Here is a 26094-nt window from a genome sequence, read left to right as displayed (position 1 = left end):
GGTGGGCACCCGTTCTGGTCACGGGCGTCTCCCCCAAACCCCGGCAGGCCCGGCCGGGGGGCCCGGCGACTCTCGACGCGGCCCGCAGCGGCTAGTGCACCGCCGCAGCCGCCTTGGTGGCCTCCGTAACAGCCGCAGGCGTTAGAGACGCGTTAGAGACATCCACGACGGAGATCAACGCCAGCAGGTTCCTGATGGTCAGGTCTTCCACGGTTCCCGGGCAGTGCTCCAGGATGTCGATCAGTGCCAGCAGTTCCACAATGCGCAGATCGTAGATGCGCAGCAGCTCGCGGATGACCCGGAACAGATCCTTCCTGGATACATCGTCTACGCCGATCAACCGATTGACCAAGGTACCGGGTGCGTGAGGGTGTGCGCCGCGGGTGGCGTGAATGGCACCGATGACATCGCTGAGCGTAAGCGACTCGAACGGCGTGTCGTTCGCTGTCAGGTGCTCTTCGAGCGTAATCCAGGTGGAGCTCCCCCACTCCAGGGTATCGGCGATCTGGCCGAAGTAGTGGGTGAAGTCGACGGATGTGCGCGTAGGCGCGGTCAGGTTTTCGGACGACATGGCGGGATTCCTCAGTTGAATTGAGATCCAGCGCCCTGCAACGGGCTGGGCGCTGATGCGCCTCGCTTTTCGGGCTGCAAATCCCGGCCGCCGATACTGCGGTGACGATGCCATCCTTATTCTTGAGAGTGCGGCGCGTCAACGCTGCGGACATCGATCTGTGCGCGGGGTATCAGCGGCATCCAAGAAATGTGAAGTGTGTACCGGCGTCGCTGGCCTTTCGCGACATGTGCTTGCCACCGCTCTCCACGGGGTACGCGGATGCAGTCGAGGCATGCCGTGTTCGCCGCCACTGTGGTGGGCCCACCAGGATTCGAACCTGGAACCAAAGGATTATGAGTCCTCTGCTCTAACCGTTGAGCTATAGGCCCTGCGCGGTTGCACAGTGTAGTGGAGGCGAAGCGGGGCTTGCTACTGGGCCGCCCAGGGAGAGCGCCTCAACCGAAGCGTTGCGCCAGTGCCTTGACTCGCTGGGCGTTGTGAGCGGCCAGTTCGCGCAGGGCATTGGAGCGAATCATTGGGGACGCCGCAACGCTCTGCCAGTACTCCGCCGCGAGCGGGGCCGCCCATTGCAGCTGGGCCAGCTGGCCCGCGCGCTCTGGCGCAATAGCCCCTAACGGCGCGGCAGGACGGAGAACTCCGGTGCGAGAGGGTGCCAGCGACATGGGTAGCATGTCGTAAGTGGGAACCAGCTGTAACGGACCTCGATCCGCGAGTCGGAATCCGAGATTGCCCTGGTGCATGTCGCTGTTGCCGATCAGGCGCCCGAAGGCGTGGAGCTGCGCCATTCGGGTTGCGGTTTCTGGCATTACCCAGCCCAATGCTTGGAGCTGCTCGCCCACGCTCCCCCAGTCTGCGGTTACGTCACCCACGAAGGCAGAAGACAGGGACATCAGCGAAACGAAGCCTAGCCGGCCCAGCAGGTTTGGGGTGCGGTCGAATCGCTGCACCTCCAGGAAGGTGTACTCGCTGGTCTGGATAAGCTCCGAAGCGGCGGCTTGGATTCCTGCTTCTCGGAGGCATTGCAGGGCTAGGTGTTCGCATACGAGCAGGTCGGCCCAGCGTTCGGCGGCTTCGCCCGCGTCTGCCCGGGCAAACTTCACTAGAACGGCATGGCGCTGCCCATCATGCTCGACAGTAGCAGTGAACTTTGGCTGCTCGCCGCCCGGGGAGGAGCCTACTTCCTCGCCCTCCAGAGCCGCTACAGCGCGCTCCGGATACCCTGTTTCGCGCGCTTGGGCGGCGATGTGATCGGGTGGATTGTCCAATGCAGCCAGCGCAGCTTCGACCGAATCACCGCCCAGGATCAGGTCACCGATTTGAGTACCTCCAGCTCGCACGATGGCCTGCAGAGTGTCGCCAAGCTGCCAGCGAACCAGATCCGCGGGGACCCCAAGATCGCGCGCGCGGCGATGGGCGAATGTGCGACCCAGAAAGCCTTGGGGACGAAGGTCGTCGAGAAACCACGGCAGGCCCGGGAAGTGCCCGTCAACGTCGCCTTCTGGTGGGCGCGTCAGGTTAGGGCGTGGGGGGTGCGCCTGTACGTGGAACGTGTCGCCGGTAAGCGCGATGACGCTTCCGAGCTCTTCGAGGCTCGCGTCTGCACGGAGTCGATACAGCGGCCATTCGCTACCGGCGGTGGTGACCTGGCGGGCGGCATAAGCCGTAGCGCGGCTGCGACCCAACCGCACGACACGGTCGCCGGCCTCAGCTACGAGCCTGCTCAGGGTCATGCGCGTGACGCCCAGGCCTTCTGTGAGGTCCGCAGCTGTAACCGCCTGGCCGGCGGGCAGCCGGTCGAGCAGGTCCTGTACGTGATGGGTGCGGGTACGGGGCATGCGGAGCCATATATGTTACTAGTTATGTTACGCATATATACATCAGGGATTGTGAGCAGGCAAATCAATCCAACCTCAACATATGGAAAGTTAAGGGATTCCTGCTGGTTCTGCCACAATTGGGGCATATACAATCACTAATAATGTTACGCAATTTAGACCTTGATAGCGGAAGGTCGCCAGTTGTTAGCCTCTACAGATCCGGCGTTCTAGAAATGCAAAAGTTCTTGCATACAGATCTTGGACACTACGGCCTTTCATCCCCGACGACCCTCCGCCGGCGCTCCTTGACGCGGAATGCCACACTCCAAGCCATCTTCGGTTGGGGTCATGCGTTACCGTGCCGATGGGCGAGGTCGGCGGTCGTTTGGGAACCGACCCTACCCCCGCGTGCCCGCGTCCGGCGCGGTGCGCCGGCGCGATGCGGGAGCCCGTTCGGTCACCGATTGCGGCAGCCCAAGAAAAAACCCCGCCGAAGCGGGGTTTTTCATTTACGCGACTTCCTGGAGATCAATCGATGTCCAGGAAGCTGCGCAGCTGCTCGGAGCGGCTCGGGTGGCGCAGCTTGCGCAGCGCCTTGGCTTCGATCTGGCGGATGCGCTCGCGGGTGACGTCGAACTGCTTGCCCACTTCCTCGAGGGTGTGGTCGGTGTTCATGTCGATGCCGAAGCGCATGCGCAGCACCTTGGCTTCCCTCGGGGTGAGGCCAGCCAGCACGTCACGCACGGTTTCGGACAGGTTGATGTTGGTGGTGTTCTCGATCGGGGACTCCACGTTGGTGTCCTCGATGAAGTCGCCCAGATGGGAATCCTCGTCGTCGCCGATCGGGGTTTCCATCGAGATCGGCTCCTTGGCGATCTTCATCACCTTGCGGATCTTGTCTTCCGGCATGTCCATTTCCTTGGCCAGCTCCTCCGGCGTGGCCTCGCGGCCGTACTGCTGGAGCATCTGGCGGGAAATGCGGTTCAACTTGTTGATCGTTTCGATCATGTGCACCGGAATACGGATGGTGCGCGCCTGGTCGGCGATCGAACGGGTGATGGCCTGGCGGATCCACCAGGTCGCATACGTGGAGAACTTGTAGCCGCGGCGGTATTCGAACTTGTCCACGGCCTTCATCAGGCCGATGTTGCCTTCCTGGATCAGGTCGAGGAACTGCAGGCCGCGGTTGGTGTACTTCTTGGCGATGGAGATCACCAGGCGCAGGTTGGCTTCGACCATTTCCTTCTTGGCCTTGCGCGCCTTGGCTTCGCCGTAGGCCATGGCCCGGCTGATTTCCTTCAGCTCTTCCAGCTCCAGCGAGGTGTTCTTCTCGATGTCGATGGTGGACTGCTGTTCGGCAATGATCTGGTCCTTGACGTCACGCAGCGCCGACGACCACTTCTGCTTGCGCTTCAGTGCGTCTTCCACCCACTCCAGGTTGGTCTGATTGCCTTCCCACGAACGGATGAAATCCTTGCGCGGCATGCGGGCGGTCACGGTGGCCAGGTTCAGCACGCGGCGCTCGTGGCCCTTGATGTCGGCCATCACGTCGCGCAGCTGCTTGACCAGCACGTCGGTCAGCGGCAACGGCAGCTTCAGGGTGACGAACACGGCGGCCATGTCGTCGCGCAGCTTGGTCAGCGGCTTGCGGTCGGCCTTGGTGGCTGCCTTCTTGAAGGCAGCGTAGGCGGCAGCCAGCTCGCCCATGCGGCGGGCAACTTCTTCCGGGTCCGGACCGGTCGGGCCGGCTTCTTCTTCAACGTCGTCGCCGTCGTCTTCGTCTTCGTCGGCATCGGCATCAGCGTCGTCGCTGGTGTCTTCAGCCACGACCGGGGCCGGCACTTCTTCCACCAGGTCGTTGAAGCCGACGATCACTTCGGCCAGGCGCTTCTTGCCTTCCTTGTGTGCTTCGTAATCGGCCAGCAGCGATTCCACCGACACCGGGAAGGTGCCGAGTGCGGCCTGGACCTGGCCCAGGCCTTCTTCGATGCGCTTGGCGATGGCGATTTCGCCTTCGCGGGTCAGCAGCTCCACGGTACCCATTTCGCGCATGTACATGCGCACCGGGTCGGTGGTGCGGCCACCTTCGGTGTCGAGTGCGCTCAGTGCAGCGGCAGCTTCTTCGGCCGCGGTGTCATCGACTTCGCGGTTACCGGTGTTGCCGTCGTTGAGCAGCAGGGTTTCGGCATCGGGTGCCACTTCATGGACATCAATGCCCATGCCGTTGATCATGCCGATGATGTCTTCGATCTGCTCCGGGTCGACAATGTCGTCGGGCAGGTGGTCATTGACTTCGGCGTAGGTCAGGTAGCCCTGTTCCAGGCCCTTGCTGATCAGAAGCTTGATGTCGTTTTGCTGGGCAGGACGTTCGTTGGCCATGTAGTGCTCGCGCCACCGGCAGGGATAGGGAATAGAACCTAGCATTATACCAGCCCAGCGCCCCTCGGGCCCGGGCGGTGGTCCCGGGGTCAGGGTCTGAGCAGGAAGGTCACCGGACCATCGTTGATCAGGCTGACAACCATATGGGCGCCAAACTGACCGGTTTCCACCCCTGAAACGTGTTTTTGACGACAGATCTCCACCAATCTGTTGAATCCACGTTCAGCCTCGTCAGGCGGCGCGGCGGTACTGAAGCCCGGGCGCATCCCGCTGGCCGTGTCTGCCGCGAGGGTGAACTGGCTCACCAGCAGCAGGCCGCCCCCTGTCTCCCCCAGGGATCGGTTCATTTTCCCGCTCTCATCTGCAAACACACGGTAACCAAGCAGGCGATCGGCCATCCGCCGGATCTGGGCCTCCGTATCGCCCGGCTCCATGCCCACCAGGGCCAGCAGGCCCGGGCCGATCTGGCCGACCACGGCCTGGTCCACGCTGACGCTGGCCTGGGTAACGCGCTGGATGAGGACGAGCATTGGGGGCATTCCGGAGTGAACAAGCGCCCTACCTTAGGGGTTGGGCGCGCGCACCGGCTAGACTTTGCCCCGATGAAACCGCAAACCACCGCCCGCCTGGCCTACCGCGCCGCTGCCTTGTTCACCCGCCTGCCCTGGTCCTGGCTGCGCGGCTTCGCCCATGCGCTGGCCGGGCTCTGGATTGCCCTGAACGCCCGCGAGAGCCGGGTGACCCGGCGCAACCTGGAACTGGCCTACCCCGAGCTGTCGGCCCAGGACCGCGCCGCGCTCCACAAGGCGGTGCTGCGCTCCACCGCGCTGCAGGCGGTGGAAACCCTGCGCCTGTGGACCCGGCCGCGCGACCAGAACCTGGCCCTGCTTACCGAACGCCATGGCGAGGCGCTGTACGACGCCGCCCTGGCCAGCGGCAAGGGCGTGATCGTGGCCGCCCCGCACTACGGCAACTGGGAGCTGCTCAACCAGTGGCTGGCCTCGCGCGGGCCGATCGCCATCGTCTACAAGGCCCCCGAGGAAGCGGTGGGCGACGAATTCCTGCAGCTGGTCCGGGGCGGCAGCAACGTGCAGCAGGTCCGGGCCGAAGGGCCGGCGGTACGCCAGCTGTTCAAGGTGCTCAAGGACGGGGGTGCCACCGGCATCCTGCCGGACCAGCAGCCCAAGGCCGGCGATGGCGTGTTCGCCCCGTTCTTCGGGGTGGAAGCGCTGACCATGACCCTGGTCAACCGGCTGGCCGAGCGCACCGGGGCCACCGTGCTGTACGGGTGGTGCGAGCGCACCGGGCCGGGCATGCAGTTCGCCCTGCACATCACGCCGGCTGACGCCGCGGTGGCCGATCCTGACCCACGCACGGCCGCCAGTGCGCTCAATGCCGGGATCGAGGCGATTGCCCGCCGCGATCCGGCCCAGTACCAGTGGACTTACAAGCGTTACACGCTGCGCCCGCCGCACAGCGACGAAGTGGACCCGTACGCCACCGAGAAACACCCTCACTGAGGACCGCCGCACCGAGCGCGACGCTGCGTCGCACCGGCCACGATTGAATCGGCGCCTTCCGACCCCACTGTGAAACCACGATGTCCCCCACGGCCCCTGCCATGTCCCCAGTTGCTTCTTCCCCGTTCGGCGATCCGGCCGCGATCCGCTGCGAGCGCGCGGTGGCCGAACTGCGTGCCGGCCGCCCGGTGGTGATCGATGACGGCCACGGCCAGCGCCTGGCCTTCATCGCCCTGGACAGCAGTACGCGCAGCAGCTACACCGCCTTTGCCGGGGTGGCCGCCGGGCAGCATTACCTGTTCCTGACCGCCACCCGCGCGCGGGTGCTGGGCGTGGCCGCCGAAGACGGCGCGCGGGTGCCGCTGGCCGGGGTCGACTTCGATGCCCTGCCCTCGCTGAGCTACCTGCGCGATGCCGAGCCGATGCCGGCTGGCTGGACCGCCGGGCAGGCACTGGATGAGGGCGCGGTGGAAATCGCCCGGCTGGGCCTGCTGCTGCCGGCCATGGTCGGGGTGCTGCTGGCCCCGGGCGATGCCCGCTTCGACAGCTGCGCGCAGGTATCGCTGTGCGACCTGGCCCAGGGCGCCGAACAGGCCGCCCATGCCTACGAGCTGGTGGCGCGTTCGCCGGTGCCGCTGCGCGAGGTCGGCATGACCGAGTTTGCGGTGTTCCGCGGCGGCGTGGCCCAGCGCGACCAGGTGGCGATCATCGTGGGCACCCCCGACCTTGCCGGGGTGGTGCCGGTGCGCGTGCATTCCTCGTGCCTGACCGGCGACCTGTTCGGCTCGCTCAAGTGCGACTGCGGCGACCAGCTGCGGCGCGGGCTGCGCAAGCTGAAGGAACTGGGCGGCGGCGTGTTGCTGTACCTGGACCAGGAAGGCCGCGGCACCGGCATTGCCGCCAAGATGCGCGCCTACGGCTACCAGCACGATGGGCTGGACACGATCGATGCCGATGCGCAGCTGGGCTTTGGTGCCGACGAGCGCCGCTATGGCAGCGCGGTGGCGATGCTGCAGGGCCTGGGCGTACAGCGCGTGCAGTTGCTCAGCAACAATCCGACCAAGGCCCAGCGCCTTCGCCATGCGGGGATCGAGGTGGTGGACTGCGTGCCGGTGACCGGCGACATCACCGCCGAGAACGAGCACTACCTGCGCACCAAGGCCGAACGCGCCGGCCACCTGCTGGATGTGGACGCGCTGATCCAGGCCGCGCAATAGCACGCGCCAACCTGCTACCGTCTGCGCGACGGGCGCAGCCGACCTGACGTGGACGCCCGGCATGTTTCCTCCTGCCGAGCGCCTGCCTTGTCCGACCCGTCCCCTGCCCCGTTGCCGACCCCGCCACCGCTGCCCGACCAGGGCACGTGGCAGCCGCTGCCGCTGCGCGCGGCCACCATCGCCGGCGTGGCCGGTGCCATCACCGGAGCGATCCTCATCGGCGGCGTGCTCGGCACGCTGTGGGTGGTGTTCGACATGCCGATGCGCTGGATCGCGGGGCCGGCCATGCTGCTGCCCGGTGCGCTGATCGGCGGCTTCTTCGGTTTCCGCCGGCAGCGCCGCACCTGGTGGCGGCTGGATGCGCAGGGGCTGGGCGTGCGCCGTGACCTGATGTGGCAGCTGGAAACCCGGGTTCCGCTGTCGCGCGTGCAGCACCTGGACCTGCGCCGTGGCCCGATCGAACGTACCGCGCGGCTGTCCACCCTGGTGGTGCACACCGCCGGCAGCCGCTTCAGTGCGGTATCGCTGGCCGGGCTGGACCAGGCCGATGCCGAGCACCTGCGCGATGCGCTGGGCCACCAGCTGGACCAGGACGACGACGCCTTGTGAGCACGCCCCTGGCTGACGACGACGCCCCCGACCAGCGCCTGCATCCGTGGTCGTGGCTGTTCGTGCTGCTGATGCAGCTGCGCCAGTTCCTGCTGCCGCTGGTGGCGCTGGTAGTGTTCAGCGGCCGGGGCGACAGCGACAGCGAGGACATGTGGTCCAACCTGGCCGCGCTGGTGGTGATCGTGGTGCTGGTGGCGGTGTCCATCCTGCAGTACCTCACCTTCCATTACCGGATCGGGCGCGATGCGATCAGCGTGCGCAGCGGGGTGATTTCACGCAACCGGCGCGAGATTCCGTTCGCGCGCATCCACAACGTGGTGGTGCACCAGAACCCGCTGCACCGGCTGTTCGGGGTGGCCGAGCTGCGCCTGGAATCGGCCGGCGGCACGCGTCCGGAAGCGGAAATGCGCGTACTGAAGCTGACCCAGGCACTGGCGCTGGAGCAGCTGGTGCGCCAGCGCGGGCAGCAGCAGGTGGCCAGCGGCGAAGCGTCGGCTGCGGAAACCACCGCCGCGCCTGCCGAAGATGTACTGCTGCAGCTGGGTACGGCGGATGTGGTGCGCGTCGGGCTGCTGTCCAATCGCGGCTGGGTGGTGGTGCTGGCCGCGATCGGTGCGGCGTACCAGCTGTTCCCGCGCGGCGCGGTCGACGACGCCATTGAACACGGCGGCCGCCAGGCGTTCGGCTATGCCAGCACCCTGCACCCGGCGACCTGGGTCTGGGTGGTGGCGGCGGCGGTGATGGTGGTCGGATTCTGGGTCCTGCTGCGGGTGTTCTCGGTGGCATTGGCGCTGCTGCGCTACCACGGCTTCCGGCTGACCGAACACGAGCGCCGCCTCACCGTGGCCAGCGGGCTGCTCACGCGCATGCGCACCAGCGTGGCGCGCCGGCGGATCCAGGCCTGGACCCTGCGCGAAACCGCGCTGCAGCGCTGGTTCAAGCGACGCCACCTGCGCATCGATATCGCTGCGGGTGTTTCAACCGATGGCGAACGCCGCGACCTGCGGGAGCTGGCGCCGCTGGCAACGCCCGAGGCATGCAACGCGCTGGTGCAGCACCTGCTGCCGCAACTGCAGTGGCCACCGGCGCAGTGGCGGCACGTGCCGCAGCGCGGCTGGTGGCGGTTGTGCCTGCGGGCGCTGGTGATCGTGCCGCTGCTTGCGGTGGGTGCGGTGTGGGAGGTGGGGCCGTGGGGCGCACTGGTGCTGGCGTGGCTGCCGTGGTCGGCGCTGCGCGCGTACCTCACGGTGGCGCGCATGGGGTACCACCTGGATGCGGGCTACGTGGCCGTGCGCGGCGGCTGGTGGCAGCGCTGGTGGCGGTTTGCCGAGCTGGACAAGCTGCAGGCGCTGCGTCTGGACCGGTCGCCGCTGGACCGGTGGCTGGGAACGTCCAGTGTGTGGCTGGATACCGCGGGGGCCAGCGGCAGCATCGCGCTGTGCCTGCGGTACCTGCCGGAGGCCGAGGCGCGGGCGGTGTTCGAGCAGCTCAATGCTGCGTTCGTGAAGCGTCGCCCGGACCGCTAACCGTCACCGCTTGGAAGGACCCCAATAGCCAAGGTCCTTGCGGATCTGCAGGCCGCGTGTCCAGGCGCCGAAGGGCTTGCGCTTCAAGGTGCCCATCTCGCCGGCCAGGAAATCCTCGGTGGCGGCGATGACGCGCTCGCTGGAACGCCCATCACGCCACGGGTGGATGTCATCGGCATAACGGCGGATCTCCGCCATCAACGCCGGCTCCGGGTGCAGCGCGCGTGCCAGCATCGCCGGCAGCTGGGCCGGATCGTCGAAGTCGATCATGTGCGGCTGCGGCACGCGGTTGCGGAAGGTCACCACCGGTTTGTGCTGCACCACGAACTCGGACACGATCGACGACGTATCCGACACCAGCACGTCGGCGGCGCGCTGCGCGGCCATCACCTGCTCCGGTTCGATGAAGGCGGCGTTGGTACCGGCCAGCGCGCGGTAGCGGGCGAACAGTTCCGGCGGGCATTTGGGATGCAGGGTCAACAGCCAGTAGTGCTCGCCCCGGGCGATGTCGGCGGCGATCTGCTCGTAAAGGTGCGGCGCCGCGCTCAGGCGCTCGGTGAAGGTGGAGCCGAACAGGATCACCGGCCGCCCCTTCGCCGGCGCGCGCAGCGCCGCGCTGGCGCCGCCGTCGTCCAGGAACAGCGGGTCCAGCTTGGGCCAGCCGGTTTCGGCCACGGCGAAGTGGCCCTCGCGCGCGGCCAGCTCGCGGAACGGGGTGGTGGTGGCCGGGCCCTGCGTGCAGTACAGGTCGAACAACCCGCGCACGCGGAAGTGGCCACGGGCGCTGTCGCGCTTCTGCACGTTGAAGCCGTGGAAGACCTGCACCTTGGCCCCGGCGATGAACGGCGGCACCCAGTTGGCCGCGCTGAACACCGCGCGCGGGCGCAGCGCCAGCGCCTGCTGCAGGCCGACGTTGGGCACGCCCGGCAGGCTGGCCCCAGCCGCCCCGTCGGCGAACCACGCCGACACCGATTGACCGGAAGCGTGCAACGCCTGGGCCAACGGGGCGAGAATAGGCAGCGCATAGCGCTCCGTCGCAAACAGCAGGTACTCGGCCATCATGTCCTCCACGACCGCTCCCGTTGAACGGCCTCGCATCTCGGCCTGCATTATCGCGTTCAATGAAGCCGACCGCATCGGCGATTGCCTGGCTTCGCTGGCCTTCTGCGATGAGGTGATCGTCGTGGACTCGTATTCCACGGATGCGACCGTCGCCATCGCCACCGCCGCTGGGGCGACGGTGCTGCAACGGCCGTTCGATGGCTTCCGCAGCCAGAAGGCGTTCTGCGTGGCGCAGGCCACCCACGACTGGGTGCTGTGCCTGGATGCCGACGAGCGCATCAGCGATGCCCTGCGCGCGGCCATCCAGGCCGCCCAGGCCGGTGGCTTTGCAGGCCACCACGGCTACCGGTCCGCCCGCCTGTCCGAGTACTTCGGCAGGTTCCTGCGCCACGGCAATGCCTACCCGGACCGGGTGCTGCGGCTGTTCGACCGCCGCCACGGCGGCTGGCGCGGCAACCGCGAGATCCACGAAGCCGCCAGTGTCGATGGCAGCGTGGGTACCCTGCGCGGCGATCTCATCCACTACCCCTACCGTTCGCTGGAGCAGCAGCTGGCCAAGACCCAGCGCTATGCGCGGATGATGGCCGAGCACGAATTCGCCCGCGGCAAGCGGGCCACGCTGGCCAAGCTGGTGCTGGCCCCGGCGTGGCGGTTCTGGCGGGGGCTGCTGCTGCGCGGCGGTTTCCGCGATGGCTGGCATGGGCTGGTGTATGCCTACGTGCGCGCCAACTACGTGCGCCAGAAGACCATCATGCTGTGGATGCTGCAGCACGGGCAGCCGGTCAGCGACCCGCCCCGGCGCGGCGACGCCCCCTGACATTCACCCAAGGCCTCCATGAAGATCCTGTATACCAACTTCCACGCCGGTGACGGCGGTGGGCACACCACGTACCTGGCCTCGCTGGCCCGGGCGCTGTCGCCGCGCCACCAGCTGTTCATGGCCGCCCCGGCCGGCAGCCGCGTTCTGCGCGTGGTGCGCCAGGAGCGCATTGCCGAACCGGTGGAGATCGCCTTCAGCAGCGGCCTGGCCACGCTGGGGCGGCAATGGGCGGACCTGCGCTCCCTGCGCGGGCTGATCCGCGAGCACGCCATCGACATCGTGCACGCCAACGGCGCGCGCGATCATCGTGTGGCGATGGAGGCAGTGGCGGGGCTGCCGAAACGGCCCAAGCTGGTATTCACCAAGCACAACAGCAAATCGAGCAACACCTTCGGCAATACCGTCCGCGCGCGCTGGGGCACCGACCGGGTGATCGCCGTGTCCGAACACACCCGGCAGATGCTGCTGGACAGCCCCTACCGGCGCTGTCCAATCGATGTGGTGCGCAATGGCGTGGACCTGCAGCGGTTCTCGCCGGTCCCGCCTGCCGAGGGCGCCGCGCTGCGCGCGCGCTGGACGCGCGATCCCGACGCGCTGGTCCTGGTAAGCAATGCCGGCACCGATAACCACAAGGGCTGGATCGACCTGGCCCGCGCCATCGCCACCCTGCCCGAGCCGCTGCGCGGCAAGGTGCACATGGCCATGGCCGGGCGCGAACCGGACCCGCGCCTGGTCGCCGAGGTGGAACAGCTCGGCATGGCCGGGCAGGTGCATTTTGCCGGGCTGCTGGAAGACATCCGCCCGTTCGTGGCCAGCGGCGATGCGGGCTTCGTGTTGTCCTACGATGTGGAAACCATCTCGTTTGCCTGCCGCGAAATGATGGCGATGGGCAAGCCGGTGATGGTCAGCGATTACGCCGGTTTGCCTGAGAACATCACGCATGGGCACAACGGCTGGATCGTGCCGGTGCGGAACGTGGCGGCCATCGCCGCGCAGGTGGTGGCGCTGTACGAGCAGCGTGGCGAGCTGGCCCGGATCGGGCAGGCCGCGCGCGAGCATGCGGCCGAGGCGTTCGGGTTGGAGACCTTCAGTGGCTTGACTGAGGCTTCTTACGAAGCGGTGTTGCGCGGGGGTTGAGCGTCACCGCGCAGGCGCAGGGGGTCGGACAGGGCCAGGAAGAAGGCGATCCAGGTGGCGTAGAACGAGGCGGTGCGCATGTCGCGGAACATCATTTCGGTGAGGCCGAACACCGCAAAGCCCACGCAGATCATCAGGCCCGCACCCGCGAACAGGCGGGTCGGCCGGTCGGTCACGCCCAGCCGCAGGCGCTTGGCGAACACCCAGCCCGGCGCGATGTACAGCAGCACCAGGCCCAACCCGCCCAGCACGCCATAGGTGGCCAGGAAGTACAGCAGGTCGTTGTGGGTTTCACCGAAGTCGCGCGCCACCGTGGGGGTGACCTGCTTGGCCTCGGCCAGCTGCGCCAGCTCTTCGCGGAAGCGGTCGCCGCCGCCGATGCCAAACACCGGCTCGCTGCGGATCATGTGCCCGGCCGCGCTCCACAGCTGCAGGCGGATGCACACCGACGTATCGGACAGGTGCGCCACCTGGCACTGGTCGAACTCGCTCACCCCCAGGTGGATGCGCTCACGCATGGAGGCGTCGCTGGCCACGATGATGCCGGCCACGCCCAGCAGCAGGGCAGCGGCCAGGACCTTGAAACGGTTCATGCGCCGCCCCTGGACCAGCAGGGCGATGAACAGGAAGAACGGAATGGCCAGCAGCCCGCCACGGGTCTGGGTGGCCAGGAAGGCCCCGATGCCGGCGATGCCGGTTACCAGCTTCAGCGCGAACTCGGTGCGGCGGAAACGGGTGATCCGCAGGCCCAGCAGCAGGAAGGAAATGACCGAGAACAGCAGGGTCAGGTCGCCGTAGGTGACCGCATTGAACTGCCGGGTCTGCGGCCGCGCCCCGGTGCTCAGCACCAGCCAGGCCACGTTGATCACCGCATACCAGATGCCGCCGAGCAGGCCGAACGCCGCATGCGCCAGGATATGGCGCGGCATGCGCAGCAGTGCGGCCAGGATCAGGCCCACGGTCAGCAGGCGCACGGCCTTCTCGACCTCCGACCCTTTCCAGATGCCATGCACGCCCAGGCTGACCAGCACACCCACCAGCATCACCGCCATGCCCAGCACCATCCACAGGTACTCGCGGCGGTTGTCGCACCAGGTACTGCCCACGGCAGGGCGGCGCACCCAGGCCAGGGTGATGAAGCTGAGCAGCACCAACCCGTAATAGCCCGCGCTGCCGCCATCCATCGTCGACATCAACAGCACCGGCGAAAGACCAAGCGCCACCGTGAATACCCATGCCAGGACAGGGTTGACGCCGGCAGGACGGGAAAGCGCGTGGGTCACGTTCAATGCGGTTCGGGCGGAGCGGTCGGCATTGTCGCTGATCGGTCGGGAATGATCCATGAGCGTGCGGCTAGTCTTCGCCGTCTTCCTTGCCCTGCTCCAGGCGGATCCGGGCCAGGTCCACCGCGCTGGGCTGGCAGGGCCCGACAAAGGCATGGGCCGGCACCAGCCACCAGCCACGCCGGTTGGCCACGCCTACCCGCTCGGCCTGTGACCGGTCCACGCAATCCAGCAGTGCCGCTTGCTGTACCAGCAGCCAGCGCTGCCCAGGCGCCTGCGCCTGCCATGCCCTGCCGTCCTGCAACTGGTGGTACCAGCGTCGCTTGAAGCCAAAGGTGCGTACCGGGCGGTCGGACATGAGCAGGTTCTGCTCTTTCCAGCCGACCAGGCCCAGCTCCGCATCAGGGCCGATCCGTTCGCCCGCCTGGCGCATCAGACCGCGCGCGGAACTGGAATCATTGAACAGCGGGTAGCCCACCAACCCGTAGGCCACCCAGGCCATGGCCAGGATCGAGATCACCGCCAGGTGAAATCGGCGCCGCCCACTGAAGACCAGGCTGACCACGCCCCAGCTGCCCAGGGCGATGCCGATCCAGCCCAGCGCGGCGGTCACCGAAGCATCGATCCCGCGCTCATGGATCAGTTTGCGCTCGAAGCTAGGCTCGCCACCCAGCATCGCCACGCCCACGCCCAGCAGCGCCACCGTCAGCAGCGCGGCGAACCCGCCCAGCACCCATTGCACGTCACGCCGGCGCAGCAGCCCCGGCAGCAACGGCGCCAGCGCCAGGCAGAACATCGGCAGCGCCGGCAGGATGTAGACATCGCGCTTGCCATGCGGAATGGAGAAGAACAGCACGATCAGCAGCCACCAGCCCAGCAGCAGCAGGTAGCGCGGGTCACGCCGGCGCAGGCGCCGCCACCAGGCCGGAATCGCCCATGGCACCAGCAGGAACGCGGGAATCCACATCGAGGGCATGGTGGCCAGGAAGTACCACCACGGCTGGTGGTGGTCCCAGGACTGCGCGTAGCGCTTGGCGGTCTGCCGGAACAGGATGTCGTCCATGTAAGCGCGGTACTCAGCCGCGCCGCTGGCGGTCGCGGCCATCACCATCGGCACCAGCCACAGCGCAATGGCGGCCAGGAAGGCCAGCGGCCCTACCCAGAACCGCCCGTCGCGCAGGTCCAGCCGTACCCGCGGCCAGCCCATGGCCACGGCGGCCAGCGCCGGCACCAGCATCAGCAGCGCCAGCACGCCCACGCCCTTGGTGATCACCCCCAGCCCGGCGGCGAACCAGCCCAGCCACCACCAGCGCCACGCGGGCCCGCACAGCAGGTGGCGCAGCAGGCCGTAGTTGGCCAGGGTGATGAAGAACACCACCAGCGGGTCAATCTGGGCCTTCTTGGCCTGGAAGGTGAAGTGCACGGCGAACAGCAGCGCCCAGGCGGCATACAGGCCGACCTTGCGGGTCCACAGCCGGCGGCCCAGGTCGTACACGAGGGCCAGCGTACCCAGCGCGGCCAACAGGGTGGGCAGCAGGAACGCCACCCGCCAGTCGCGCAGCACGGTGTACAGCGCGGCCTGCAGCCACATCAACATCGGCGGCTTGTCCGAGTACAGCTCGGTACCCCGGTGCGGGAACAGCCAATCCCCGCTCAGCACCATCTGCTTGGCCACCAGCGCAAAGCGCGGCTCGTCCGAGGGCCACGGGTCGCGCATGCCCAGCCCCGCCCCCAGCACCAGCAGGGCCATCAGGGCAAGCAACCAGAACTCCCGGGATTCGCGTGTTTTCAGCATGGGCGCGATTCTAACGGTGCCGTATTACCCCTTCTTTAGCAGACGCGCGTAGAAGAAGCCGTCAGCACCGTGTTCGCCGGGCAGGCGCTGGCGCCCGGCCCAGGAATCGTGACCGTAAGCGTCACCCAGTGGCAGGAATCCCGCGCCGCGGGTGCGCTGCAGGAAGGCTTCGATCTGGAACTGGTTTTCGTCGCGCAGGATCGAGCATGTCGCGTACAGCAGGGTGCCGCCCGGAGCGAGCATGCCGAAGCAGGCATCCAGCAGGCGCGCCTGCAGCGCGACCAGCGCCGGGATGTCGGTGGCGCGGCGGTGCAGCAGCACGTCGGGCTGGCGGCGGATGATGCCGGTGGCCGAACACGGGGCATCCAGCAGGATCACGTCGAACGGCTGCCCGTCCCACCAGCTGGCCGGGTCGGTGGCATCGGCGGCGCGTACCTGGGCGTGTTCGCCCACCCCGGTGCGCGCGAAGGTTTCGCTGATGCGCTTGAGCCGGCGTGCATCGATGTCCAGCGCCAGCAGGCGCAGGCTGGGGTCGCGCTCGAGCAGGTGCGCCGACTTGCCGCCCGGGGCGGCGCAGGCATCGAGCACACGCGCGCCCTTGGGCACGGCCAGCGCGTCGGCTACCTGCTGCGCCGACAGGTCCTGCACCGACAGCGCGCCATCGGCAAAACCGGGCAATGCCGAAACGGCCACCGGAACCGGCAGGCGGATCGCATCGCTGCCCAGCTCACTGGCCTCGGCGGCGATACCGGCCGCTTCCAGCCGCTCCAGCATCGCCTCGCGGTTGCCGTGCTGGCGGTTGACCCGCAACCACAACGGGGCCGGCTGCAGGCTGGCAGTGAAGATGTCGTCGGCCTGCTCGGGCCAGTCCTGTTCGATCTGCTCGGCCATCCACTGCGGGAAGGCCTCGCGCGCCGGCAGCGGCGGAATGCCATCACGCTGGGCGCGGCGCAGCAGGGCATTGACCATCCCGGCCTGGCGCTCCTTGCCCAGCGCGCGGGCGGCATCGACGGTGGCCGAGAGTGCGGCATGTGCCGGCAGCTCAAGCGCATCGAGCTGGGCGAAGCCGACCAGCAGCAGCGCGCGCAGTTCGTCCTCGCGCACGCCCAGCGGGCGTTGCATCCATGCCGCCAGCGCGGCGTCATAGGCGGTGCGCCGGCGCAGCACGGCAAAGCACAGGGCTTCCAGCAAGGCGCGGTCGCGGCTGTCGTCCAGGCTGGGCAGCGCGGTGGCCAGTTCGGCCTTGAGCGAGCGGCCACGGCCGATCACCTGGGCCAGCACGCGGGCGGCGAGCACGCGGGTGGGTACGCCCGGGGCCAGGCCGGACAGTGCGGGGGACGGTGTGTTCTGGCGGGGCTGGGCCATCTCAGCTGCCCACGGCCAGGTCGCGGCGGGCATTGAGGTAGTCGGCGGCGGTGATCGCCTTGCCCCCCTCCCGCTGCAGTACGCGCAGGCGCAGGGCGCCCTGGCCACAGGCGATGTCGATGCCGTCACGGCCGGCCGCCAGCAGGGTGCCCGGGGCCTTGCCCTGGTTGTCGGCCAGCGCCACCGCGCCGTGGATGCGCACGCGCTCGCCGGCCAGCTGGGCTTCGGCGATCGGCCACGGGTTGAAGGCGCGCACGGTGCGCTCCAGCACCTGCGCATCCTGCGACCAGTCCAGCCGCGCTTCGGCCTTGTCCAGCTTGTGCGCGTAGGTCACGCCCTGCTCCGGCTGCGGCTGGGCGATCGGCTTGAGGCCGGCGCGCAGCAGGCCCAGGCCATCGGACAGCACCTGCGCGCCCAGTTCGGCCAGGCGGTCGTGCAGCGAACCGCCCAGTTCACCGGCCTGGATCGGGGTGTGCTGGCGCAGCAGCACCGGACCGGTGTCCAGCCCGGCTTCCATCTGCATCAGGCACACGCCGGTTTCGGCATCGCCGGCCTGGATGGCGCGCTGGATCGGCGCGGCACCGCGCCAGCGCGGCAGCAGCGAGGCATGCACGTTCCAGCAGCCGTGGGTCGGAATGGCCAGCACCGCCTTGGGCAGGATCAACCCGTAGGCCACCACCACCAGCAGGTCCGGCTGCAGGTCGCGCAGCTGCTGCTGGGCCTCGGCGGTCTTGAGCGACTCGGGCTGGAACACGGGAATGCCACGGGCGATCGCCTCCAGCTTCACCGGCGAGGGCATCAGCCCACGGCCACGGCCGGCCGGGCGGTCCGGCTGGGTGTACACGCCCACCACCTCCTGGTGGCGCGCGGCGGCACGCAGCGAGGCGACGGCGAACTCAGGCGTTCCGGCAAAGACAATCTTCATGGCGTTCCCACTTGCAGAAAGAAAAACGGCGCCGGGGCACGGCGCCGAACAACCGGTCGGGCGGCGTGGCCAGGTCAGGCAACGTGCTTGCGCGACTTGGCCAGCTTCTTGCGGACCATCTCGCGCTTGAGCGGAGACAGGTAATCAATGAACAGCTTGCCGTCCAGGTGGTCCATCTCGTGCTGCACGCACACGGCCAGCAGGCCGTCGGTGCTCAGCTCCTGGGCCACGCCCTGGCGGTCCAGGAAGCGCACGGTGATGGTGTCGGCGCGGGTCACGTCGGCAAAGATGCCGGGCACCGACAGGCAGCCTTCCTGGTAGACCTGGCCGCCTTCGCTGGCCACGATCTCCGGGTTGATGAACACCCGGGGGGTGTCCTTCTCTTCGCTGACGTCGATGACCATGAAGCGCTTGTGGACGTCCACCTGGGACGCGGCCAGGCCGATGCCGGGGGCCTCGTACATGGTCTGGAACATGTTGTCGATCAGTTCCTGGAAGGCCGGGGTGGTCACTTCGGCGGCGTCGATCAGCGCAGCCTTGGTGCGCAGGCGCGGGTCCGGGAACTCGAGAATGGGCAGGATAGCCATGGCAAATACCGTTTGGGGGCGCCCTTAAAGCGGCGTACGTCGCAATTCTATCGCCAACGCTTGCCTTGCGCCCCGGTTTCTGGACTATAGTGCTCGAACCTGTTGGGGAATCAGGCACCACACCTATGTTTGAAAGAACTCGTACGGTCGTCGCCGTCGCGATGCTGACCGTCGCTACCTATGCTACCGCCGTTGAAGTGAATGGCGGGCACCCGGAAACCTACGTCGTCCAGAAGGGCGATACCTTGTGGGACATTTCCGCGCGCTTCCTTAAAAAGCCGTGGTTGTGGCCGGAAATCTGGCAAGCCAACCCGCAGGTCAAGAACCCGCACCTCATCTATCCAGGTGACGTGCTGAGCCTGGCCTACCTGGACCGCGTCGTGGCCCAGCCCGGCCCGCGCCAGGAAGCGCCGATCAATGCGATCCCGCTCAGCCAGGTCGAACCCTTCCTGAAGCAGCTCAGCGTGGTGGACGAGATCGACTCGTTGCCCTACGTGGTTGCCCTGGAAGACAACCGCCTGCGCGCCACCACCGGCCAGACCGCCTATGTGCGGGGGCTGGAAGGGGCACAGGTGGGCCAGCGCTGGGCCGTGGTCCGACCGACCGTGCGCTATTCGCTGCCCAAGCCGACCGAGGACCTGACCGCCAACGGGGACGTCACCCCGGGCAGCGGCAACCTGTGGAAGAACTTCGTGGCCGCGCCGAGCAAGCGCAACGAGATGCTGGGCTACGAGCTGGCCCAGCTGAACGTGGGCACGGTGGTGAAGCTGCCGGACGGCAAGTCGGAAGTGACCTCCATCACGCTGCAGGGCCGGACCGACGGGCGTGAAGTGCGCGCCGGCGACCGCCTGGTGCCGGTGGAAGCTACCCCGTACGACCTGCAGTTCTTCCCGCACGCCATCGCTGCCCAGACCGAAGGCCTGGACATCCGCGTGCTGGCGGTCACCGACATGTACCTGGCCGGCGGTCCGCGCGATGTCATCGCGATCTCGGCCGGCAGCGCCGACGGCATCGACAACGGGACCGTGGTCTCGCTGTGGCGCCAGGGGCGGCATGTGGCGCATCGCATGAAGTACCCGGGCTCTTCACGCATGGACGACTCGCTCACCTCCGGTGCCGGGCGCGTCTCCCTGCCCGATGAGTACGCTGCCCACGCGATGGTGTTCCGCACCTTCGACAAGGTCAGCTATGCGCTGGTGATGCAGGGCGTGAAGCCGGTCCTGGTCGGCTATTCGGCCAAGCACCCCGACGCGCAATAACCGCGGGAAAACCTGACGCAACAACACGACGGCGCCCCAGGGCGCCGTCGTCGTGTGCGGGCTAGCCTGAGCGGATGCCCGAAGACCTGCCCTGCTCCACCGAGGCGCTGCTGCGCCTGGTCCTTGCCGGTGGCGCCCCGGCACCCCGCCGCGCCCTGCTGGCCCGCTTCGCCGACCCGGCCCAGGCCCTGCGCGCCGGCCCTGCGGCATGGCGTGCCGCCGGCTGCAGCCCGGAACAGCGGGCCCTGCTGGCGCTGCCCGACCGCGATGCGCTCGCCCGTGGCCTGCACTGGCTGTCGCTGCCCGGCCGGCACCTGCTGTCGATCGAAACCGAGGACTACCCCACGCTGCTGCGCCCGCTGGATCCGGCGCCGCTGGCCCTGTTCGTGCACGGCGACCCGGCCGCGCTCTGGCACCCCGGGGTGGCCGTGGTCGGCAGCCGCACCCCGTCGCCCACTGGTGCCGAGCTGGCCGCCGAGTTCGCCGGCGCACTGGCCCGCAGCGGCCTGGGCGTGGTCAGCGGGCTGGCCGCCGGGGTCGATGCGCGGGCCCACCAGGCCGCGCTGGAGGTTCCCGGCGGGCGCACCGTGGCGGTGGTGGCCACCGGGCTGGACCTGACCTACCCGCCCCGGCACGAGGCACTGCAGGCGCGCATCGCCGAGCGCGGCGCGGTGGTCAGCGAGTATCCGCCGGGCACGGCGGCGCGCCCGGGCCAGTTCCCGGCCCGCAACCGGATCGTGGCCGGGCTGACCCTGGGCACGCTGGTGATCGAGGCGGCCGCCCGCTCCGGGGCCCTGATCACCGCGCGCCTGGCCGCGGAGATCGGGCGTGAGGTGTTCGCCCTGCCCGGCTCGGTGCGCAACCCGCGCGCCCGCGGTTGCCACCGGCTGATCCGCGATGGCGCCCAGCTGGTGGAGACCCCGGCCGAGGTTGTCGCCGGGCTGACCGGGGCGGCGGCCAACCTGGGCCAGGCCTTGCGTTGGCGCCTGGACGCCCCCACTGAACAGGCACGGTCAGCGCCTGGCAGCGCTTCCCCCTTCCCCCTCCCCGACTACCAGCGCTTGTGGAACGTGTTGGATGAAAACCCAACGGGTATGGATTCATTGATCCAGCGCAGCGGATTGACGGCGGACCAGCTGTCGGCCATGCTGCTGATCATGGAACTGGATGGGAAGGTGGTCGCCAACCATGGCCGCTACTGTCGAAAACCCTAGTTTCTTCACCTCCACAGCGTCGTTGACGCAGGCCGAGGGGCAATGAAAGAGAGCATTCTGGATGTCCTGCTGTACCTGTTCGAACACTATTTCAGCGAAGACGCGGACCTCATCCGCGACCGCGACTCCCTCCAGAACGGCCTGATACAGGCCGGCTTCAGCCCCACGGAAATCAATAAAGCCTTCGATTGGCTGGACGCCCTGGCCGAGCAGCGCCCGGCCGTGACCCTGGCCCGCGTCGATGGCCCCGTGCGCATATTCCATGGCCCGGAGCTGGACAAGCTCGATGTGGAAGGCCGCGGCTTCCTGATGTTCCTGGAGCAGCACGGCATCCTGGACGCCAACCAGCGCGAGCTGGTGCTGGACCGTGCCATGGCCCTGGACCAGGACGAGCTGGACCTGGATGACCTCAAGTGGGTAGTGCTGATGGTGCTGTTCAACCAGCCCGGCGCCGAGGCGGCCTATGCCTGGATGGAAACCCAGATGTTCGTGGACGAGCCGGAACCCCTTCACTGACCGTACACTGGATGCTTCGCGCATTCAGGGGAATGGAAAGTGAGCCAGTGGTTCTATGCAGAAGGGAATCGTCAGCAGCGGGGTCCGCTGACATCTGAAGAGTTGATCGCGCTGTACCAGTCCAGCCGCATCGCGCTGGATACCCTGGTATGGCGCGACGGGCTGGCCCAATGGCAGCCCCTGCGCAGCGTCGCCGACGAGATCGGCCTGGTGATCGCACCGCCGCCGGCGGTGGAACCGGGCATCCCGCTGGACGGCCCGCAGCTGGAGCCGGTGGCACCCAGCCCGCCGCGGATTCCCGGGTTCGACACCCCGGCGCCCCGCCCCGCCGCGCCCGGATACGCCACGCCCGGACATGCATCGGCGCCGAGCTACCCGCGCGCCGCGCCGCCGCCGAAGAAGACCTCCGGTTGCCTGATCATCGGGCTGGTCGTCGGCCTTGTGTTCCTGGTGGTGATCGCCATCCTTGCCGCGATCGCGATTCCTGCCTACAACGATTACCAGCACCGTGCCCGGGTGGCCAATGCGGTGGGCATCGTGTCGCAGCTGAAGAACCAGGTGACCGTGTTCGCCATGGACACCGAGCGCTGCCCGGTCAACGGCGACGATGGCTTCCAGAGCCCGACCTCGTACGCGGGCGACTACGTGGGTGCGGTGCGTATCGGTCGCATCGGCGACGACAAGTGCGGCATCGAAATGGAGTTCGCCGTGCCGGGCAAGCGCGCACTCGATGGCAAAATGCTGTGGTTCGAATACGACATGCAGAGCCAGGCGTGGACCTGCAGCAGCGATCTGGACACCAAATATCTCCCCGCGCAGTGCCGCGGTTGAGCAGCACTTCAATTATGGATGAGAGGGGAAGCACGCAATGACTGAGTGGTACTACGCAGACGGCCAGGACCGCCAGGGTCCGTTGCTGGTCGAAGACCTGCGCCAGCGCTTCCAGCGCGGTGAAATCAGCCTCACCACCCTGGTGTGGCGCGAAGGCTACCCGCAGTGGAAGCCGGTGTCCGAAGCGGTCGAGGAGCTGCAGCTGCAGAACCTGACCAGCGCTGCCAGCAACCTGGGCAGCGGCATCGACCTGCGCGGGGATTACACCGCCATCGACAACGGCACCGCGCCGCTGCCCGGCACCGGCGGCGGCACCTATTCGCCGTATACCGCGCCTGCGGCCACCGGCGGCTACGGCGCGGCCGTGGTGGGCGGTGGCGAGGTGGTCTACGCCGGGTTCTGGAAGCGCTACGCGGCGTACTTCCTGGACTCGTTCGTGGTCGGCATCATCAACCTCCCGGTCAGCGTGGTGTTCAACCTGATCGGCGCATCCAGCGGCAACGAAAGCCTGGCCCTGGCGATGAGCATGGTGGCCATGCTGGGCGGTTTCGTCATCGGCATCGGTTACTACGCCGGCTTCCACGCCTCGCGTGGCGGCGCCACCCTGGGCAAGATGGCCGTGGGCATCAAGGTGGTGCGCAGCGATGGCGAGCGGATCACCTTCATGCGCGGCGTGGGCCGCTACTTCGGCTTCATCCTGAGCAGCCTGACCCTGATGATCGGCTTCATCATGGCCGCCTTCACCCAACGCAAGCAGGCGCTGCACGACATGCTGTGCGACACGCTGGTGGTGGACAAGTGGGCCTTCACCGAGAACGCCGAGTTCCAGGAGCGCGGGCTGGGCACGGTCACCATCGTGATCCTGGTCATCAGCGGCATCATGGCGGTGGCCATGATCGGCCTGCTGATCCTCGGTTTCGGGGCCCTTGCCGCGTCCATGTCCTGAGCGTCCCTCACACCCGGACGCTTGACACGGGCGGCTCCGGCGTGATTCCTCTAGCAGGCGCAAAACCTGAACGCCCGGCGCATACCCGGGCGTTCAGCATATGGAATTCGACGGCTGCCCTTCACTAATGCGGCCATTTGCTCCACCCTAGCGCCCTCTCCCGGGCTGCTGCCCACAGAAATCAACGACATGCCCAAGCACCTGCTCATCGTCGAATCGCCCGCCAAGGCCAAGACGATCAACAAATACCTCGGCAAGGACTTCACCGTCCTGGCCTCGTATGGGCATGTGCGCGACCTGGTCCCCAAGGAAGGTGCGGTCGACCCCGACAACAACTTCGCGATGCGCTACGACCTGATCGAGAAGAACGAGAAGCACGTCGATGCGATCGCCAAGGCCGCCAAGGGCGCCGACGACATCTTCCTGGCGACCGATCCGGATCGCGAGGGTGAGGCCATCAGCTGGCACATCGCCGAAATCCTGAAGGAACGCGGGCTGGTCAAGGACAAGCCGATGCAGCGGGTGGTCTTCACCGAGATCACCCCGCGCGCGATCAAGGAGGCCATGAGCCAGCCGCGCGCCATCGCCAGCGACCTGGTCGATGCCCAGCAGGCGCGCCGCGCGCTGGATTACCTGGTCGGCTTCAACCTGTCCCCGGTGCTGTGGCGCAAGGTCCAGCGCGGCCTGTCCGCCGGCCGCGTGCAGAGCCCGGCGCTGCGCATGATCGTCGAGCGCGAGGAAGAGATCGAAGCCTTCATCGCCCGCGAGTACTGGAGCATCGATGCCGCCTGCGCGCACCCTTCGCAGCCGTTCAATGCCCGCCTGATCAAGCTGGACGGCCAGAAGTTCGAGCAGTTCACCGTGACCGACGGCGACACCGCCGAGGCCGCGCGCCTGCGCATCCAGCAGGCCGCGCAGGGCAACCTGCACGTCACCGACGTGGCCAGCAAGGAGCGCAAGCGCCGCCCGGCTGCCCCGTTCACCACCTCCACGCTGCAGCAGGAGGCCTCGCGCAAGCTGGGCTTCACCACCCGCAAGACCATGCAGGTGGCGCAGAAGCTGTACGAAGGCGTGGCGATCGGCGACGAAGGCACCGTGGGCCTGATCTCGTACATGCGTACCGACTCGGTCAACCTGTCCCAGGACGCGCTGGCCGAAATCCGCGACGTGATCGCCCGTGATTACGGCATTGCCGCCCTGCCGGACAAGCCCAACACCTACCAGACCAAGTCCAAGAACGCCCAGGAAGCGCACGAAGCAGTGCGCCCCACTGCCGCGCTGCGCACCCCGGCATCGGTGGCGCGCTACCTCACCGACGACGAGCGCAAGCTGTACGAGCTGATCTGGAAGCGTGCGGTGGCCAGCCAGATGATTCCGGCCACGCTCAACACCGTCAGCGTGGACCTGTCGGCCGGCAGCGAACATGTGTTCCGCGCCAGCGGCACCACCGTGGTGGTGCCCGGCTTCCTGGCCGTGTACGAGGAAGGCAAGGACAACAAGAGCGCCGAGGATGACGACGAAGGCCGCAAGCTGCCGGCGATGAAGCCCGGCGACCGCGTGCCGCTGGAACGCATCCTGGCCGAACAGCACTTCACCCAGCCGCCGCCCCGCTTCACCGAAGCGGCGCTGGTCAAGGCGCTGGAAGAATATGGCATCGGCCGTCCGTCGACCTATTCGTCGATCATCCAGACCCTGCTGTTCCGCAAGTACGTGGAAATGGAAGGCCGCAGCTTCCGCCCCTCCGACGTGGGCCGTGCGGTCTCCAAGTTCCTGTCCAGCCACTTCACCCAGTACGTGGACTACGACTTCACCGCCAAGCTCGAAGACGAGCTCGATGCGGTGTCGCGTGGCGAGGAAGACTGGATTCCGTTGATGGCCCGCTTCTGGGAACCCTTCAACCAGCTGGTGGAAGAGAAGAAGGAATCGGTCGATCGCGCCGAGGCCAGTGGCGCGCGCGAGCTCGGCACCGACCCCAAGACCGGCAAGCCGGTCAGCGTGCGGCTGGGCCGTTTCGGGCCCTACGCGGCCATCGGCAGCACCGCCGAGGACGCCGAGGACAAGCCCAAGTTCGCCTCGCTGCGCCCGGGCCAGTCGATGCACACCATCAACCTGGAAGACGCGCTGGAGCTGTTCCTGATGCCGCGCGCGCTGGGTGAGGACAAGGGCGAGGACGTCAGCGTGGGCATCGGCCGCTTCGGCCCGTTCGCCAAGCGCGGCAGCACCTACGCCTCGCTGAAGAAGGAAGACGACCCCTACACCATCGATCTGGCCCGTGCGGTGTTCCTGATCGAAGAGAAGGAAGAGATCGCCCGCAACCGGATCATCAAGGAATTCGACGGCAGCGAGATCCAGGTACTGAACGGCCGTTTCGGCCCGTACCTGAGCGACGGCAAGATGAACGGCAAGATCCCGAAGGATCGCGAGCCGGCCTCGTTGACCCTGGCCGAAGTGCAGCAGCTGATGGAAGAAACCGGCAAGCCGGTGCGCAAGGGCTTCGGCAAGAAGGCCGCCAAGAAGGTCGTGGCCAAGAAGGCGCCGGCAAAGAAAGCCGCAGTGAAGAAGGAGCCGGCGGCGAAAAAGGCGGCCGTCAAGAAGGCAGCTGCGAAGAAAGCGCCTGCCAAGAAGGCGGCCACCAAAAAAGCCGCGACGAAGAAGACCGCGGCAAAGAAAGCTGTCAAGAAGGCCTGAGGCCGGTAGCGCCCGACCGTGGGT

The 26094-nt window shown here is 67.6% G+C and carries 22 protein-coding genes and 1 tRNA gene; 12 read left to right on the top strand and 11 right to left on the bottom strand.

Annotation, left to right across the window (positions count from 1 at the left end; genetic code table 11):
• Positions 1-91: 91 nt before the first annotated feature.
• The 5 genes from QMX79_RS11310 to dtd form a co-directional block, all read right to left on the bottom strand.
• Positions 92-571, bottom strand: coding sequence for a hypothetical protein (locus QMX79_RS11310; RefSeq protein WP_282246843.1), 480 nt, complete (start codon positions 569-571; stop codon positions 92-94).
• A 295-nt stretch (positions 572-866) separates the two neighbouring features.
• Positions 867-942 (bottom strand) — tRNA-Ile (locus QMX79_RS11305).
• 66 nt (positions 943-1008) lie between these two features.
• Positions 1009-2409: a type II toxin-antitoxin system HipA family toxin YjjJ gene (gene yjjJ / locus QMX79_RS11300; protein ID WP_282246842.1), complete on the bottom strand. Its 1401-nt coding sequence runs from the start codon at positions 2407-2409 to the stop codon at positions 1009-1011.
• A 510-nt stretch (positions 2410-2919) separates the two neighbouring features.
• Positions 2920-4770, bottom strand: coding sequence for an RNA polymerase sigma factor RpoD (rpoD, locus tag QMX79_RS11295; RefSeq protein WP_282246841.1), 1851 nt, complete (start codon positions 4768-4770; stop codon positions 2920-2922).
• An 89-nt stretch (positions 4771-4859) separates the two neighbouring features.
• Positions 4860-5300 (bottom strand): D-aminoacyl-tRNA deacylase, encoded by a 441-nt coding sequence (dtd, locus tag QMX79_RS11290; RefSeq protein ID WP_282246840.1) that lies wholly within the window; start codon positions 5298-5300, stop codon positions 4860-4862.
• A 72-nt stretch (positions 5301-5372) separates the two neighbouring features.
• Between dtd and QMX79_RS11285 the strand changes: the two genes are divergently transcribed.
• The 4 genes from QMX79_RS11285 (at position 5373) to QMX79_RS11270 (ending at position 9642) form a co-directional block, all read left to right on the top strand.
• Positions 5373-6290, top strand: a complete 918-nt coding sequence (locus QMX79_RS11285) for a lauroyl acyltransferase (protein WP_282246839.1) — start codon at positions 5373-5375, stop codon at positions 6288-6290.
• A gap of 80 nt (positions 6291-6370) precedes the next feature.
• On the top strand, positions 6371-7507 hold the full coding sequence (ribA, locus tag QMX79_RS11280) for a GTP cyclohydrolase II RibA (RefSeq protein WP_282246838.1): 1137 nt from the start codon (positions 6371-6373) through the stop codon (positions 7505-7507).
• An 87-nt stretch (positions 7508-7594) separates the two neighbouring features.
• Entirely contained in the window at positions 7595-8116 is a 522-nt protein-coding gene (locus QMX79_RS11275; RefSeq protein ID WP_282246837.1) for a PH domain-containing protein, read from the top strand.
• On the top strand, positions 8113-9642 hold the full coding sequence (locus QMX79_RS11270; protein ID WP_282246836.1) for a PH domain-containing protein: 1530 nt from the start codon (positions 8113-8115) through the stop codon (positions 9640-9642). Before QMX79_RS11275 ends, QMX79_RS11270 begins: the two co-directional genes overlap by 4 nt.
• Positions 9643-9645: 3 nt before the next feature.
• Here the strand turns inward: QMX79_RS11270 and QMX79_RS11265 are convergent, their stop codons facing one another.
• Entirely contained in the window at positions 9646-10704 is a 1059-nt protein-coding gene (locus QMX79_RS11265; RefSeq protein WP_282246844.1) for a CDP-glycerol glycerophosphotransferase family protein, read from the bottom strand.
• On the opposite strand from QMX79_RS11265, the gene QMX79_RS11260 reads away from it, so the two are divergent.
• The gene (locus tag QMX79_RS11260; RefSeq protein WP_282246835.1) at positions 10703-11521 is read left to right on the top strand and encodes a glycosyltransferase family 2 protein; all 819 of its coding nucleotides are present in this window, start codon (positions 10703-10705) and stop codon (positions 11519-11521) included. The two genes, QMX79_RS11265 and QMX79_RS11260, sit on opposite strands and share 2 nt — an antisense overlap.
• Before the next feature lie 18 nt (positions 11522-11539).
• Positions 11540-12661: a glycosyltransferase gene (locus QMX79_RS11255; RefSeq protein WP_282246834.1), complete on the top strand. Its 1122-nt coding sequence runs from the start codon at positions 11540-11542 to the stop codon at positions 12659-12661.
• Here QMX79_RS11255 and QMX79_RS11250 read toward each other — a convergent pair.
• The 5 genes from QMX79_RS11250 to def all read right to left on the bottom strand — a co-directional run bounded on the left by QMX79_RS11250 (position 12634) and on the right by def (position 18616).
• Entirely contained in the window at positions 12634-14004 is a 1371-nt protein-coding gene (locus QMX79_RS11250; protein ID WP_282246833.1) for an O-antigen ligase family protein, read from the bottom strand. The genes QMX79_RS11255 and QMX79_RS11250 overlap by 28 nt on opposite strands.
• A 10-nt stretch (positions 14005-14014) precedes the next feature.
• Positions 14015-15739: a glycosyltransferase family 39 protein gene (locus QMX79_RS11245; protein WP_282246832.1), complete on the bottom strand. Its 1725-nt coding sequence runs from the start codon at positions 15737-15739 to the stop codon at positions 14015-14017.
• Positions 15740-15763: 24 nt separating this feature from the next.
• Positions 15764-17104 carry a 16S rRNA (cytosine(967)-C(5))-methyltransferase RsmB gene (gene rsmB, locus QMX79_RS11240; RefSeq protein WP_282246831.1) on the bottom strand — a complete coding sequence of 447 codons (1341 nt, stop codon included), beginning with the start codon at positions 17102-17104 and terminating at the stop codon, positions 15764-15766.
• Between the two features lies 1 nt (position 17105).
• Positions 17106-18029 carry a methionyl-tRNA formyltransferase gene (gene fmt, locus QMX79_RS11235; protein ID WP_282246830.1) on the bottom strand — a complete coding sequence of 308 codons (924 nt, stop codon included), beginning with the start codon at positions 18027-18029 and terminating at the stop codon, positions 17106-17108.
• A 74-nt stretch (positions 18030-18103) separates the two neighbouring features.
• Positions 18104-18616: a peptide deformylase gene (def, locus tag QMX79_RS11230; RefSeq protein ID WP_282246829.1), complete on the bottom strand. Its 513-nt coding sequence runs from the start codon at positions 18614-18616 to the stop codon at positions 18104-18106.
• A gap of 125 nt (positions 18617-18741) precedes the next feature.
• Here def and QMX79_RS11225 point away from each other — a divergent pair, with 125 nt between their 5' ends.
• The 6 genes from QMX79_RS11225 to QMX79_RS11200 all read left to right on the top strand — a co-directional run bounded on the left by QMX79_RS11225 (position 18742) and on the right by QMX79_RS11200 (position 26070).
• Positions 18742-19875, top strand: coding sequence for a LysM peptidoglycan-binding domain-containing protein (locus tag QMX79_RS11225; RefSeq protein WP_282246828.1), 1134 nt, complete (start codon positions 18742-18744; stop codon positions 19873-19875).
• A gap of 74 nt (positions 19876-19949) precedes the next feature.
• Positions 19950-21089, top strand: coding sequence for a DNA-processing protein DprA (gene dprA / locus QMX79_RS11220; RefSeq protein ID WP_282246827.1), 1140 nt, complete (start codon positions 19950-19952; stop codon positions 21087-21089).
• Between the two features lie 42 nt (positions 21090-21131).
• A complete protein-coding gene (locus tag QMX79_RS11215) occupies positions 21132-21605 on the top strand; it encodes a DUF494 family protein (protein WP_068854172.1) in 474 nt (157 codons plus the stop codon).
• 39 nt (positions 21606-21644) lie between these two features.
• Positions 21645-22436, top strand: a complete 792-nt coding sequence (locus QMX79_RS11210) for a pilin (protein WP_282246826.1) — start codon at positions 21645-21647, stop codon at positions 22434-22436.
• Between the two features lie 37 nt (positions 22437-22473).
• Positions 22474-23382 (top strand): RDD family protein, encoded by a 909-nt coding sequence (locus QMX79_RS11205; RefSeq protein ID WP_282246825.1) that lies wholly within the window; start codon positions 22474-22476, stop codon positions 23380-23382.
• Positions 23383-23571: 189 nt separating this feature from the next.
• Positions 23572-26070 carry a DNA topoisomerase I gene (locus tag QMX79_RS11200; RefSeq protein ID WP_282246824.1) on the top strand — a complete coding sequence of 833 codons (2499 nt, stop codon included), beginning with the start codon at positions 23572-23574 and terminating at the stop codon, positions 26068-26070.
• Positions 26071-26094: the final 24 nt, after the last annotated feature.

This window comes from Stenotrophomonas sp. PS02300, from assembly GCF_029959395.1.
Taxonomy (GTDB): Bacteria; Pseudomonadota; Gammaproteobacteria; order Xanthomonadales; family Xanthomonadaceae; genus Stenotrophomonas; species Stenotrophomonas maltophilia_AD.
This window is presented reverse-complemented; position numbering and strand designations above follow the sequence as displayed.